This window comes from Pseudomonas sp. AB39(2026) (assembly GCF_059831485.1).
Genome location: NZ_CP195212.1, coordinates 2,052,534 through 2,064,726 on the forward strand (window position 1 = coordinate 2,052,534; position 12,193 = coordinate 2,064,726).

Consider the following 12,193-nt stretch of genomic DNA (forward strand, 5'->3'; position numbering starts at 1 on the left):
GGTTATACGTCACCGTAGCCAAGCGAGCGCAGGGCACGCTCGTCATCAGACCAGCCGTTCTTCACCTTCACCCACAGGTTCAGCATCACCTTGTTGTCGAACATCTGCTCCATGTCCTTGCGCGCTTCCATGCCAATGCGCTTGATACGCTCCCCTTTGTCGCCAATGATGATTTTCTTCTGCCCGTCACGCTCCACCAGGATCAAAGCATGGATGTGCAAGGTAGCGCCCTGCTGCTTGAACTCTTCGATTTCGACGGTGATCTGGTACGGCAGCTCGGCACCCAGCTGGCGCATGATTTTTTCGCGGACCAGCTCGGCCGCCAGAAAACGGCTGCTGCGGTCAGTGATCTGGTCTTCCGGGAAGAAATGCTCGTTTTCCGGTAAGTAATTGCCAATCAGCGCTTCCAGGGTGTCCAGGTTATGGCCCTGCTGCGCAGAGATGGGCATCACTTCGGCCTTGGGCAGTTGCTGCTGCAGCCACTCGAGGTGCGGGATAAGCGCGGCCTTGTCTTCCAGGCGGTCCGTCTTGTTGATGGCCAGAATCACCGGGCCTTCCACGTATTGAACACGCTCGAGCACCATCTGGTCCTCGTCGGTCCAGCGGGTACGGTCCACCACGAAGATCACCACGTCCACGTCCTTGAGGGCTGCAGAGGCCGTCTTGTTCATGTAGCGGTTCAGGGCCTTGTCATTGTCCTTGTGCATACCGGGGGTATCCACGTAGACAGCCTGCACATTGCCTTCGGTCTTGATGCCCAGCATGGTGTGCCGCGTGGTCTGGGGCTTGCGGGAGGTAATGGCCAGCTTTTGCCCAAGGATATGATTGATCAGCGTCGACTTGCCCACGTTAGGGCGGCCGACGATGGCGACATAGCCGCAACGGGTTGCAGGGGTATCAGTCATTGCCATTCTCCACACCCAGGGCGATCAGGGCTGCGGCAGCAGCCACCTGTTCGGCAATGCGCCGGCTAACGCCCTGGCCCCGACTTTTTTCATTGAGCAAAGCCACTTCGCATTCCACGAAAAAGGTGCGGCAATGCGGTTCACCCTGGATATCCACCACCTCGTAGCGCGGCAATTCGCAGGCCCGGGATTGCAGGAATTCCTGCAACCGGGTTTTAGGGTCTTTGTTGGTATCCACCAGCGTAAGGCTTTCGAACTCACCGGCCAGCCAGGCCAATACCCGCTCGCGGGCCGTGTCCATATCGGCATCCAGGTAGATGGCGCCAATAAGCGCCTCCAGAGCATCTGCCAGAATGGATTCGCGGCGGAAACCGCCGCTCTTAAGTTCTCCCGAACCCAGCCGGAGGTACTCGCCCAAATCAAAGCCGCGAGCCAGCAGCGCCAGGGTCTCGCCTTTCACCAGGCGCGCACGCAGCCGTGACAACTGGCCTTCGCGGGCTTGAGGGAAACGGTCGTAGAGCGCCTCGCCTGCCACGAAATTGAGAATGGCATCGCCAAGGAATTCGAGCCGTTCGTTGTTACGGCCGGCAAAGCTGCGATGCGTTAAAGCCAGCAGCATCAGGTCCTTGTCTTTGAAACTGTAACCGAGCTGACGCTCCAGGCGGTTCAAGGTGTTCTGGTTCACGGGGTATGCACGCTGGTCTGGTGATCGAAACTGACGACCAGGTCAATATTGCCCGCCAGGTGTTCGCGCTTCTCATAGGCCAGGTGTGCTACGAGGCCGCCTTGTTGTTCGGTAATGCTCAACGCTTTTTTCAAATCCAGATCCCGGATGTTATTGACCTGCAGGCTGCGGCTAACGTAGTCGAAATAGCCGCCCGCCCCGTCAGCTTTGGCCGCCGGGTCAGTTGCCGCTTTGTCCATGGCCTTCTTGATAGACCAGAAATCGAGGTAGTGAGGGCCTAGCCTTGCCCCGGCAATGGCGATGAAGATAACGGCTACCAACAGCACCAGGCTTCCGATCAGGGACGCACCACGCTGGGATCGTACTGGGTTCATGCAAGCCCCCTGCTCGGCGTTACCGGGAAAACCCACAGGCGCCCATGCAGCACCTGCGGGATAGGACAGGCCTTACTTGATCAGGCCTACCCGATCCAGTGTAGGCATATGACGCATTTTCGGCTCGGGCCAGCTCATCCATACCGCAAAGGCCTTACCGACGATATTGCGGTCCGGGACCATACCCAGCAGGTCCTTGGGAATGCTGGTGTCATCCCAGTAACGGCTGTCATTGGAATTGTCACGGTTGTCGCCCATCATGAAGTAATGACCGGCAGGCACCGTCCACTCCCCACCCGGCAGCATGCGGTAGGCCGCCATCTGCTGATGGATAAGGTGCTCGGCTTTGCCGATCTGCTCTTTGTAAACACCCACTTCGCCCAGTTGCGGATCGAAAGTAGTGCCCACCATCTGCTCTTCTACCAGCGCGCCGTTGACATACAGGTGCTTGTCCGACGTATACCGGATGGTGTCCCCTGGTGTACCTATTACCCGCTTGATGTAGTTAACCGAGGGGTCGCTAGGGTAGCGGAACACCATCACATCACCACGCTGGGGGTCGCCCACGGAGATCACTTTGGTGTCCAGCACCGGCAAGCGAATACCGTAGGAAAACTTGTTCACCAGAATGAAGTCGCCCACTTCCAGCGTGGGTTTCATGGACCCGGAAGGAATCTGGAACGGCTCCACAAGGAACGAGCGCAGCACCAGCACAATGAACAACACCGGGAAAAACGACTTACCGTATTCGACCAGCAACGGTTCCTTGTTCAACTGCTCCAGCACAGCAGGCTCTGGCTGAGCCACGCTGCCCTGGTAGTTCGCAATGGCGGCTCGCCGCCGCGGTGCGTAGTACAGAAGGTCCAGCAGACCCAGCAAGCCACACACGGCCACGAGAATAACCAACAACAGCGGGAAGTTAAGAGACATAGAACCTGCTATTCCAACCTGAGTACGGCAAGGAAGGCTTCTTGTGGAATTTCCACGTTGCCGACCTGCTTCATACGTTTCTTACCGGCCTTCTGCTTTTCGAGCAGCTTGCGCTTGCGGCTGACGTCGCCACCATAGCATTTGGCAAGAACGTTCTTCCGGAGTGCCTTGACAGAGGTCCGCGCGATGATCTGGCCGCCAATGGCCGCCTGGATCGCCACGTCGAACATCTGACGAGGAATCAGCTCCTTCATTTTTTCCGTTAGTGCACGCCCCTTGTAATGGGCGTTGTCACGGTGAACGATCAAGGCCAGGGCATCGATCTTGTCGCCGTTGATCAGCACATCCAGCTTCACCAGGTTGGCCGACTGATAGCGGTCGAAATGGTAATCGAGCGAGGCATAGCCGCGGCTGGTGGACTTGAGGCGGTCGAAGAAGTCCAGCACCACTTCGTTCATGGGCAGGTCGTAGCGTACCTGCACCTGGCTGCCCAGAAACTGCATGTCCTTCTGCACCCCGCGCTTTTCCACACACAGGGTAATCACGTTACCCAAGTGCTCTTGGGGAACCAGGATGGTGGCTTCGACAATAGGCTCGCGGAAGTCCTCGACTGAGGAAATATCGGGCAGCTTGGATGGGTTATCCACGTAAAGCGTTTCGCCCGTTTTCATTTTCACTTCATAGATCACGCTTGGCGCCGTGGTGATCAGGTCCAGGTCGTATTCGCGCTCCAGACGCTCCTGAATGATCTCCATGTGCAGCATGCCCAGGAAGCCGCAACGGAAGCCGAAGCCCAGTGCGTCCGAACTCTCCGGTTGGTATTGCAGCGAAGAGTCGTTGAGGGTCAGCTTCTGCAGAGCCTCACGGAAATCCTCGAACTCATCGGAGCTGGTGGGGAACAGGCCCGCATACACCTGCGGCTGGATACGCTTGAACCCTGGCAGCACTTCCACATCGGGGGTAGTAGACAGCGTAAGGGTGTCACCTACTGGCGCCCCATGGATGTCCTTGATGCTGCCGATGATGAAGCCCACTTCACCCGCTTTCAAGTCAGCGGTAGGTGTGTGCTTGGGTGTAAACACGCCCACGCTATCCACCAGGTGGGTTTTACCTGTGGACTTGACGAGGATCTTGTCGCCTTTCTTGACCCGCCCGTGGCGTACCCGCACCAGCGAAACCACACCCAGGTAGTTATCGAACCAGGAGTCGATGATCAATGCCTGCAACGGCGCATCGATGTTGCCTACCGGAGCCGGAATAGTGTGTACCAGGCGTTCGAGTACCTCTGGCACGCCCATGCCGCTCTTGGCACTGCAGGCCACGGCGTCGGTAGCATCGATGCCGATGATTTTCTCGATTTCTTCCTTCACCCTGTCCGGGTCGGCCTGGGGAAGGTCCATCTTGTTGAGCACGGGCATCACTTCAAGGCCCTGCTCGATGGCGGTATAGCAGTTGGCGACCGACTGCGCCTCTACACCCTGCCCTGCATCCACGACCAGCAGTGCGCCTTCGCACGCTGCCAGGGAACGGCTGACTTCATAGGTGAAGTCTACGTGGCCGGGGGTGTCGATGAAGTTCAACTGATACGTTTTGCCGTCGTTCGCCTTGTAGTGAAGGGTCACGCTATGGGCTTTGATGGTAATCCCACGCTCGCGCTCAAGGTCCATCGAATCGAGCACCTGGGCTTCCATCTCACGGTCGGCAAGGCCACCGCACATCTGGATGAACCGATCGGCCAGCGTCGACTTGCCGTGGTCGATGTGGGCGATGATGGAGAAATTGCGGATATGACTCAGATCACTCACAGATCAACACTCGAAAAGGCCTTGGGCCGGGCGCCCGACAAAAAATAGCCGGGCATTGTACCTGATGCAGCGCACCTTGTGGGAGGGCCTGCATGTTAGCGGGTGTCAGGCATGAAAAAGGCGATCCGAAGATCGCCTTTTTCGAGGGCCTGCGTTACTCGGCCAACTTGAAGGTAATGAAGCTGGCGCGCCCCTGGCGCAGTACGCGCATGGACACCGAGCGATTCTTCGGCAGCCCTTTGGCCACGTCCGTGAACTGCTTGGCTGAGGTGATAGCCTGGTTGTTCAGGTGTGTGATCACATCGCCTGGTTGCAGGCCAATCATGGCAGCGGGGCCATCCTGAACGTCCTTGATCAGCACGCCGCCTTTAAGGTCGGCAGCCTTTTTCTGCTCATCGGTCAGGTCGGCCACAGCAACACCCAGTCGGTTGCTGCTGCGCTCAGGCTGACCATCTGCGCCAGCGGCTGCATCCATGTCATCTTCATCAGGCAATGCGCCTACGGTCAGGTCCAGGTTCTGGCGCTTGCCGTCGCGAATAATCTCAAGGGAGGCCTTGGCACCTGACTTGAGGCCACCTACGAGGTGGGGAAGGTCTGCCGACATGATGATGGGCTGGCCATTCATGCTCAAGATCACATCACCTACCTGCAGGCCACCCTTGGCGGCTGGCCCATCCTGCATCACCTGCGCTACCAATGCGCCGGCTGGCTTGTCCAGCCCGAAGGACTCGGCCAAGTCCTTGTTGACCTCCTGAATGACAACACCCAGCCAACCGCGGCTGACCTTGCCGTCTTTCTTGAGCTGATTGGAGACGTCCAGCGCCACGTCGATCGGAATAGCGAACGACAGCCCCATGAAGCCACCCGAACGGGTGAAGATCTGGGAGTTGATACCCACCACTTCCCCATTCATGTTGAACAGCGGGCCACCCGAGTTACCTGGGTTGATGGCCACATCGGTTTGAATGAACGGTACATAGGAGTCATTGGGCAGGGTGCGACCCTTGGCACTGACAATACCTTTGGTAACGGAGTGGTCGAAGCCAAAGGGCGAACCGATCGCCAGTACCCATTCGCCCACCTTGAGCTTATCAGAGTCGCCCAGTTTGACCGTAGGCAGGTTCTTGCCATCGATCTTGAGCAACGCCACGTCGGTGCGTGTGTCAGTGCCGATCAGCTTGGCCTTGAGCTCGCTGCGATCAGACAGGCGAACGATGATTTCATCGGCGTCGGCCACCACATGGTTGTTGGTCAGCACATAGCCGTCGGGCGAAATGATGAAACCTGACCCCAGCGACTGCGCTTCACGCTGACGGTCACCCCGGTTGCGCGGTGCGTTCTTTGGCATATTGCGCTCGAAGAACTCGCGGAACATGGGCGGCAGGCCTTGAAGGTCAGGCATCTGGCTGTCAGCTACGCCACGGTTGGGCAGCTTCTGAGTAGTGCTGATATTCACAACCGCAGGGGAGGCTTGCTCCACCAATGTGGTGAAATCAGGCAGCGCCTCTGCTTGGGCGGTCACAACCTGCCCCAGCATGAGCACTGCGGCGAAGAGCGACAGGCAGGTTTTCAAGCGTGGTATCGACATACGGCTCCCGTAGATTACGAGGATGGTTAAGCGAAGGGGCGTCCCTGGTCCCGTACCGGGGCGGCAAAGCAACGCACGCTTCCTGGTAGTAGTGACCTATAAAAAAAACAGGGTCGCATTGCAACTGTATCGTCTGAACTTTCATGTTGCATTTTGCTACATGAATCAAAATTTAACGCCTTTGAAGCGCGCTTTCAGACAATCACGCCTCTCCTTAACGGCTAGGGCTACTGAACCCTATGGCAACATTTCATGTAGCTAGAGCCCCCCCTAGATCCCCCACCAGAAACGCAAATGCCGCACATAAGTGCGGCATTCAGGGTAACCCAGGGGGCGGTAAGCTTACCGCTGTGTGCCTTGAGCCGCCGGGGCTTGCTGCCAACCGGCCTGATCCTGTACAGCGGGCGCTTTAACAGCATCGCTGCTCTCGCTTTCCGTGTAACCCGCCAGTACCGCAGGCCCTTGAGCCTGTGGGGCCACCAGTGCAGGCTGCGGAGCCTGTTGCGCAACTTGCGCGCCACCGATGTCGTTCTGGTTGTACAGGCGAACACCTGCCAGCACGGCCAGCGTGACGGAAGCCGCCACGGCCAGGCGGCCTACACTGCGCCAAGGATTACTAGCTGTACGGACAGGAGCAGCTTCATCAGCAAGCGCCGCTGCTACCGCTGCTGCCAGGTCCAGTTTAGGTTCAAGCAGCTCCTTGTGCATGGCAGCCCTTGCGACCTGGTAGCGAGACCAGGTGGCGCGCGCTTCACTGTCCTCCACGGCAGTCAGCACGCGGCGTAATTCAAGTTCGTCCGCTTCGTTATCCATCACCGCGGACAGCGATTCCTGCAGGGCTTCACGACTCATTGCGGTTCCTCTCTTGGCTGTCGCCGCTGTCTCAGGTTTCCTGCAGCAATGGCTGCAAGGCTTTGTCTATGGCTTCGCGAGCGCGGAAGATACGCGACCTCACGGTGCCCACCGGACATTGCATCACACTGGCAATGTCTTCATAACTCAGGCCATCGAACTCGCGCAGGGTCAGGGCCGTGCGAAGGTCTTCCGGCAACTGCTGGATGGTCCGGTGGACGGTGCCCTCGATCTCATCCCTCAACAGCGAGCGTTCCGGCGATTCGAGATCCTTGAGACCATGATCGCCATCGTAGAACTCCGCATCCTCGGAGCTGACATCGCTGTCCGGTGGCCGCCTTCCGCGGGACACCAAATAGTTTTTCGCCGTGTTGATGGCGATCCGGTAAAGCCAGGTGTAGAACGCGCTATCGCCGCGGAAGTTACCCAAGGCCCTGTACGCCTTGATGAACGCTTCCTGAGCTACGTCCTGCGCCTCATGGGTATCGTGCACAAAGCGCACGATCAATCCGAGAATCTTGTGCTGGTACTTGAGCACCAACAGGTCGAACGCACGCCGATCTCCGCGCTGAACGCGCTCGACCAGCTGTTGGTCTTCTTCCTGGGTTAGCATGAACACTCCTCGATACGCGCCAAGGAGCGCTGCAAGAGCCATTGTTCAGGCTTGCAACCATAGACTCGGGCTTTGTGCAAAAGTTCTCCCCTCTACGCAAGTTTCCTACCCGCAAATTCGGGTACAGGAAAAAACGCACCAGGCACTTACCTGCTGCGTGACAGTCCGGATGCCCGGTGACTGACAAGCCGCCCCCAGGGGCTGTGCACTGTCGTACCGTGTTGTGATAACCCACCTATGGATTGTGCCCCAATTAGGAAAGTTCCCAAATCCAGATAGCCAATTTCCTACAAGCCGGGCCATCAAGTCCAGCCCTTCAGCTCTCCAGCGGGACATTAACATGGCTCCGTCTGTGCGCCGCTGGTATAAATATCGACTGCCCATGCAGCACTATGGCTCCATTGTGCCATAGCCGCAGCAGTGGAGCCTTTGCTAGGGTTTCGTGCTACCGCAGTACCCCAGCGGTCAAGATAAAACCGGCCCCCAAGCCGCAGGAGTTTCCCAGCCACATGAGTCAGCATCTGCATCACGACGTATTGGTCATCGGCAGCGGTGCCGCAGGCTTGAGCCTTGCCTTGAATCTTCCAGCCCACCTTAGCATCGCGGTACTGAGCAAGGGCGAACTCTCGAACGGTTCAACCTATTGGGCACAGGGCGGCGTTGCGGCAGTTTTGGACGATGCCGATACTGTGGATTCTCATGTGCGTGACACCCTGGATGCTGGCGGCGGGCTATGCCAGGAAGAGGCCGTCCGCTTTACGGTGGAGCATAGCCGCGAAGCCATAGAATGGCTCATAGACCAAGGCGTTCCGTTTACCCGTGACGAAGCTGCGTCAGCGGAAGATGGCCATTTCGAATTCCACCTCACCCGTGAAGGCGGCCACAGCCACCGGCGTATCATCCACGCTGCGGACGCTACCGGCGCCGCCATCTTCAACACCCTGCTGGCCCAGGCCCGCCAGCGACCGAACATTGAATTGCTCCAGCAACGCGTCTCTGTCGACCTTATTACCGAAGCCAAATTGGGCCGTGAGGGTAACCGTTGCCTGGGTGCCTACGTGCTGGACCGCAAGACAGGTGAGGTGGACACCTTTGCAGCCCGCTTTACCGTGCTGGCCACAGGGGGCGCGGCGAAGGTGTACCTGTACACCAGCAATCCCGATGGCGCCTGTGGTGATGGAATCGCTATGGCATGGCGCGCAGGTTGCCGTGTGGCAAACCTGGAATTCAACCAGTTTCATCCCACGTGCCTATACCACCCCCAGGCAAAAAGCTTTCTGGTGACAGAGGCCCTGCGCGGTGAAGGCGCTGTACTCAAGCTACCTGATGGTGAGCGTTTCATGTCGCGCTTCGACCCACGTGAAGAGCTGGCGCCACGGGACATCGTGGCGCGTGCCATTGACCATGAAATGAAGCGCCTGGGCGCCGATTGTGTGTACCTGGATATAAGCCACAAGCCTGCCGCCTTCATACGCGCCCACTTCCCCACCGTGTATGAGCGCTGCCTGGCGTTTGGGATCGATATCACGCGCCAAGCCATTCCTGTGGTGCCCGCCGCCCATTACACCTGCGGTGGCGTGATGGTCGACAGCGACGGCCGTACTGACGTGCCCGGCTTGTATGCGATTGGGGAAACCACCTTCACCGGCCTGCATGGGGCCAACCGCATGGCCAGCAACTCGCTGCTGGAATGTTTTGTGTATGGGCGCTCCGCAGCCGAGCACATTCAGGCACAACTGCCAGCGGTTACGCTCCCGGAGGGCCTCCCCACCTGGGACGCCAGCCAGGTGACGGACTCGGACGAAGACGTGGTGATCGCCCACAACTGGGATGAGTTGCGCCGTTTCATGTGGGACTACGTTGGCATTGTTCGCACCACCAAGCGACTCACCCGGGCACAACACCGGGTACAGCTGCTGCTAGCGGAAATCGATGAGTTCTACAGCAATTACAAAGTCAGCCGCGACCTGATCGAGCTGCGCAACCTGGCCCAGGTGGCGGACCTGATGATCCGCTGCGCCCTGCTGCGCAAGGAATCCCGAGGGCTGCACTATACGCTGGATTACCCAGGCTTGCTGGATGAGGCCAGGGATACCGTGCTGGAGCCTGCCTGCCCTTGACCTCGGCCGTGACCCCTCTTAGCAAGCGACAGCACATACTTACGCTCATGACCGACCCTGGCCCGGTACGCCGTGCCGCCATCCGTCCAACCCTGCGCCTGATACAGGCGCAAGGCGGCAGTATTGCCTGGGTCTACTGACAGCACCAGTTCAGTGATATCCGGCCATAGGGCCTGGGTAGCAGCCGGTAGGGCCCGCAGGCACGCCGCACCCAGGCCTTGACGCTGGAAACGGCGGTCTATTTGAAAGGAATGCATCAGTGCTGCCATGGGGCCTACCCACGCGGGAGTAAGTGGCGCACGCATCAGCATCAGGAACCCCACAGGCTGTTCCTCTCTCAACACTGCCCAGGCGACTTGGGCTGAAGCAGGGCGGTCCATCAGCAGGTAGAGCGCACTTTCTACGGTGCCACAGGCATCACGCTGCCAAGGTTCCACATCCAGCCCCAGCACAGCCTTGCGCTGCTCGGCATTGAGGTTACCGTAGGGCACCAGGCAGGTGGCATTGGGCGTCATGCGTCTGACGCTTGGGAAACGGGATAGGCAAACAGGCGGCGATCCCAACGCAGCCTCAGGCGCAACCGCCGATGGGCTTCAGCGCCCAGTGAGTCTGCCGGAATGCAGGCTGAACGAGCCCACCATTGGCCCGGTGTGCGGAACCGCAGGATCACGACCGCAGGCAATGCCATGCTGTCTGGGCACAACTGGACCGCCTGCCATCCCAGGCTGCGACTGAACACGGCCCAACCTTGCGGGCTACGGCGCACGCCACTGACAGCACAGGCTGCGCTCAACAGAATGTGGCGGGGCAACACCCAGGCGGCATGGGCAAGGCACGCCGTTACCATCCCCAGCTGTACACTGGCAGGCAACTGCAATACGAACGTGGAGCACAAGGCCAGCAGCAGTGTGGCGCCGTAGGCCGCAAACAGCCGACGCGACGGCTGCCAGCGGCATTCGAACACGTCACTTTGGCTGGACACGGTCCAGGATCATGCGAACCATGCGCTGCAGCTCCGGGTCTTCGGACTCGCTGCGCTCCATGAACCAGCCGAACATGTCCTGGTCTTCGCACTCAAGCAGCCGGACATACACAGCGCGGTCGGTTTCGTTGAGTGAGGGGTACACTTCCTTGACGAAAGGTACCAGCAGCACGTCCAGCTCCAGCATGCCACGGCGGCTATGCCAGTACAGGCGGTTGAGTTCGATGTCCGCGACCATGGTGGGCTCCTTGGAAAAGGCCGCCAGTATACAGAGCGAGCGTTGCCTGGGCACACCAAGGGTATGAGTGAATATGGCGTGCCTGTTTATTTTGCTTGTGCCGCACTATGATGGGTGCACATCCGCTCAGCTAAGTGCCTCATGTCTGACTCTCCTTTTTTCTGTGCGCTCGACCACGAGGGCGTTCTTGCAGTCCGCGGCTCGGATGCCAGCAAATTCCTGCAAGGCCAGCTCACCTGCAACCTCAACTACCTGGGTGCCGACGCCAGCAGCCTGGGCGCTCGATGTACGCCCAAGGGCCGTATGCAGTCGAGTTTTCGCATCGCTCCCCAAGGCAATGGCTACCTGCTGGCGATGGCCAGCGAACTGGTAGAGCTGCAGTTGGCCGACCTGAAGAAATACGCCGTGTTTTCCAAGGCAACGCTCACTAACGACACACCACAGTGGGCACGGTGGGGTATCAGCCAGGGCGACGCGTGGCTGGCAAGCCTGGGCATTCAGTTACCAGAAGCGCCCCACGCCATGGTGAGCCAGGGTGATGCGATGTTCATCCGCGTATCGCCAGGCCGGGCAGAAGCCTGGGTGCCTGCCGAGCAGGCTGAAGGGTTGCGCTTGCAGTTGGCGGAGGGCTTACCCACAGGGCACCTCAACGACTGGCTGCTGGGGCAGGTTCGCGCCGGCATAGGCCAAGTGTTCGGCCCTACTCACGAACTGTTCATTCCCCAGATGCTGAACCTGCAAGCCGTTGGTGGTGTGAGCTTTAAAAAGGGCTGCTACACCGGCCAGGAAATCGTGGCGCGCATGCAATACCTTGGGAAGCTCAAGCGCCGCTTGTATCACCTGGCATTACCGGAAGGCGAGCTGCCAGCACCGGGCACACCGCTGTGCTCGCCTGCACATGCCAGTGCAGTAGGAGAAGTGGTAGTGGCTGCCGCCGCGCCTGGCACAGTAGAGTTGCTGGCCGTGTTGCAGAACGATGTGGCCGAGCAGGGTGAAGTGTTCCTGGGTACTGCGCAAGGGCCCCGCCTGACGCTACTTGAGCTGCCTTACACACTGGACCGCGATCGCGAGATTCAACGCTAACCTGTTGTACAGGGCGTG

Annotated in this window: 13 protein-coding genes; 2 read left to right on the forward strand and 11 right to left on the reverse strand. The window is 59.1% G+C overall.

Going from position 1 to position 12,193, the window contains the following annotated elements:
- Nucleotides 1–2: 2 nt before the first annotated feature.
- The 8 genes from era to rpoE all read right to left on the reverse strand — a co-directional run bounded on the left by era (nucleotide 3) and on the right by rpoE (nucleotide 7,752).
- The gene (gene era / locus ACSAMW_RS09310; protein WP_168084343.1) at nucleotides 3–905 is read right to left on the reverse strand and encodes a GTPase Era; all 903 of its coding nucleotides are present in this window, start codon (nucleotides 903–905) and stop codon (nucleotides 3–5) included.
- The gene (gene rnc / locus ACSAMW_RS09315) at nucleotides 898–1,590 is read right to left on the reverse strand and encodes a ribonuclease III (protein WP_500593677.1); all 693 of its coding nucleotides are present in this window, start codon (nucleotides 1,588–1,590) and stop codon (nucleotides 898–900) included. Before rnc ends, era begins: the two co-directional genes overlap by 8 nt.
- A complete protein-coding gene (locus ACSAMW_RS09320; protein WP_500593678.1) occupies nucleotides 1,587–1,964 on the reverse strand; it encodes a DUF4845 domain-containing protein in 378 nt (125 codons plus the stop codon). Before ACSAMW_RS09320 ends, rnc begins: the two co-directional genes overlap by 4 nt.
- A 72-nt stretch (nucleotides 1,965–2,036) precedes the next feature.
- On the reverse strand, nucleotides 2,037–2,894 hold the full coding sequence (gene lepB / locus ACSAMW_RS09325; protein WP_500593679.1) for a signal peptidase I: 858 nt from the start codon (nucleotides 2,892–2,894) through the stop codon (nucleotides 2,037–2,039).
- A gap of 8 nt (nucleotides 2,895–2,902) precedes the next feature.
- Nucleotides 2,903–4,699 carry a translation elongation factor 4 gene (gene lepA, locus ACSAMW_RS09330; RefSeq protein WP_500593680.1) on the reverse strand — a complete coding sequence of 599 codons (1,797 nt, stop codon included), beginning with the start codon at nucleotides 4,697–4,699 and terminating at the stop codon, nucleotides 2,903–2,905.
- 154 nt (nucleotides 4,700–4,853) lie between these two features.
- Nucleotides 4,854–6,281: a DegQ family serine endoprotease gene (locus tag ACSAMW_RS09335; RefSeq protein WP_195755886.1), complete on the reverse strand. Its 1,428-nt coding sequence runs from the start codon at nucleotides 6,279–6,281 to the stop codon at nucleotides 4,854–4,856.
- Between the two features lie 348 nt (nucleotides 6,282–6,629).
- Nucleotides 6,630–7,139, reverse strand: coding sequence for a sigma-E factor negative regulatory protein (locus tag ACSAMW_RS09340; protein ID WP_168084349.1), 510 nt, complete (start codon nucleotides 7,137–7,139; stop codon nucleotides 6,630–6,632).
- 31 nt (nucleotides 7,140–7,170) lie between these two features.
- A complete protein-coding gene (gene rpoE / locus ACSAMW_RS09345; protein WP_003252049.1) occupies nucleotides 7,171–7,752 on the reverse strand; it encodes an RNA polymerase sigma factor RpoE/AlgU in 582 nt (193 codons plus the stop codon).
- A 509-nt stretch (nucleotides 7,753–8,261) separates the two neighbouring features.
- On the opposite strand from rpoE, the gene nadB reads away from it, so the two are divergent.
- Nucleotides 8,262–9,872 (forward strand): L-aspartate oxidase, encoded by a 1,611-nt coding sequence (gene nadB / locus ACSAMW_RS09350; RefSeq protein ID WP_500593681.1) that lies wholly within the window; start codon nucleotides 8,262–8,264, stop codon nucleotides 9,870–9,872.
- Here nadB and ACSAMW_RS09355 read toward each other — a convergent pair.
- The 3 genes from ACSAMW_RS09355 to ACSAMW_RS09365 are packed head-to-tail and all read right to left on the reverse strand — an operon-like array spanning nucleotide 9,815 to nucleotide 11,092.
- Nucleotides 9,815–10,387 (reverse strand): GNAT family N-acetyltransferase, encoded by a 573-nt coding sequence (locus tag ACSAMW_RS09355; protein ID WP_500593682.1) that lies wholly within the window; start codon nucleotides 10,385–10,387, stop codon nucleotides 9,815–9,817. The two genes, nadB and ACSAMW_RS09355, sit on opposite strands and share 58 nt — an antisense overlap.
- Complete coding sequence (locus ACSAMW_RS09360; RefSeq protein WP_500593683.1) at nucleotides 10,384–10,854, reverse strand: protein YgfX; 471 nt, start codon at nucleotides 10,852–10,854, stop codon at nucleotides 10,384–10,386. Before ACSAMW_RS09360 ends, ACSAMW_RS09355 begins: the two co-directional genes overlap by 4 nt.
- On the reverse strand, nucleotides 10,838–11,092 hold the full coding sequence (locus ACSAMW_RS09365; RefSeq protein WP_168084353.1) for an FAD assembly factor SdhE: 255 nt from the start codon (nucleotides 11,090–11,092) through the stop codon (nucleotides 10,838–10,840). The genes ACSAMW_RS09360 and ACSAMW_RS09365 overlap by 17 nt, the downstream gene beginning before the upstream one ends.
- Nucleotides 11,093–11,233: 141 nt before the next feature.
- Between ACSAMW_RS09365 and ygfZ the strand changes: the two genes are divergently transcribed.
- A complete protein-coding gene (ygfZ, locus tag ACSAMW_RS09370; protein WP_500593684.1) occupies nucleotides 11,234–12,175 on the forward strand; it encodes a CAF17-like 4Fe-4S cluster assembly/insertion protein YgfZ in 942 nt (313 codons plus the stop codon).
- The last annotated feature ends 18 nt before the right edge of the window (nucleotides 12,176–12,193 follow it).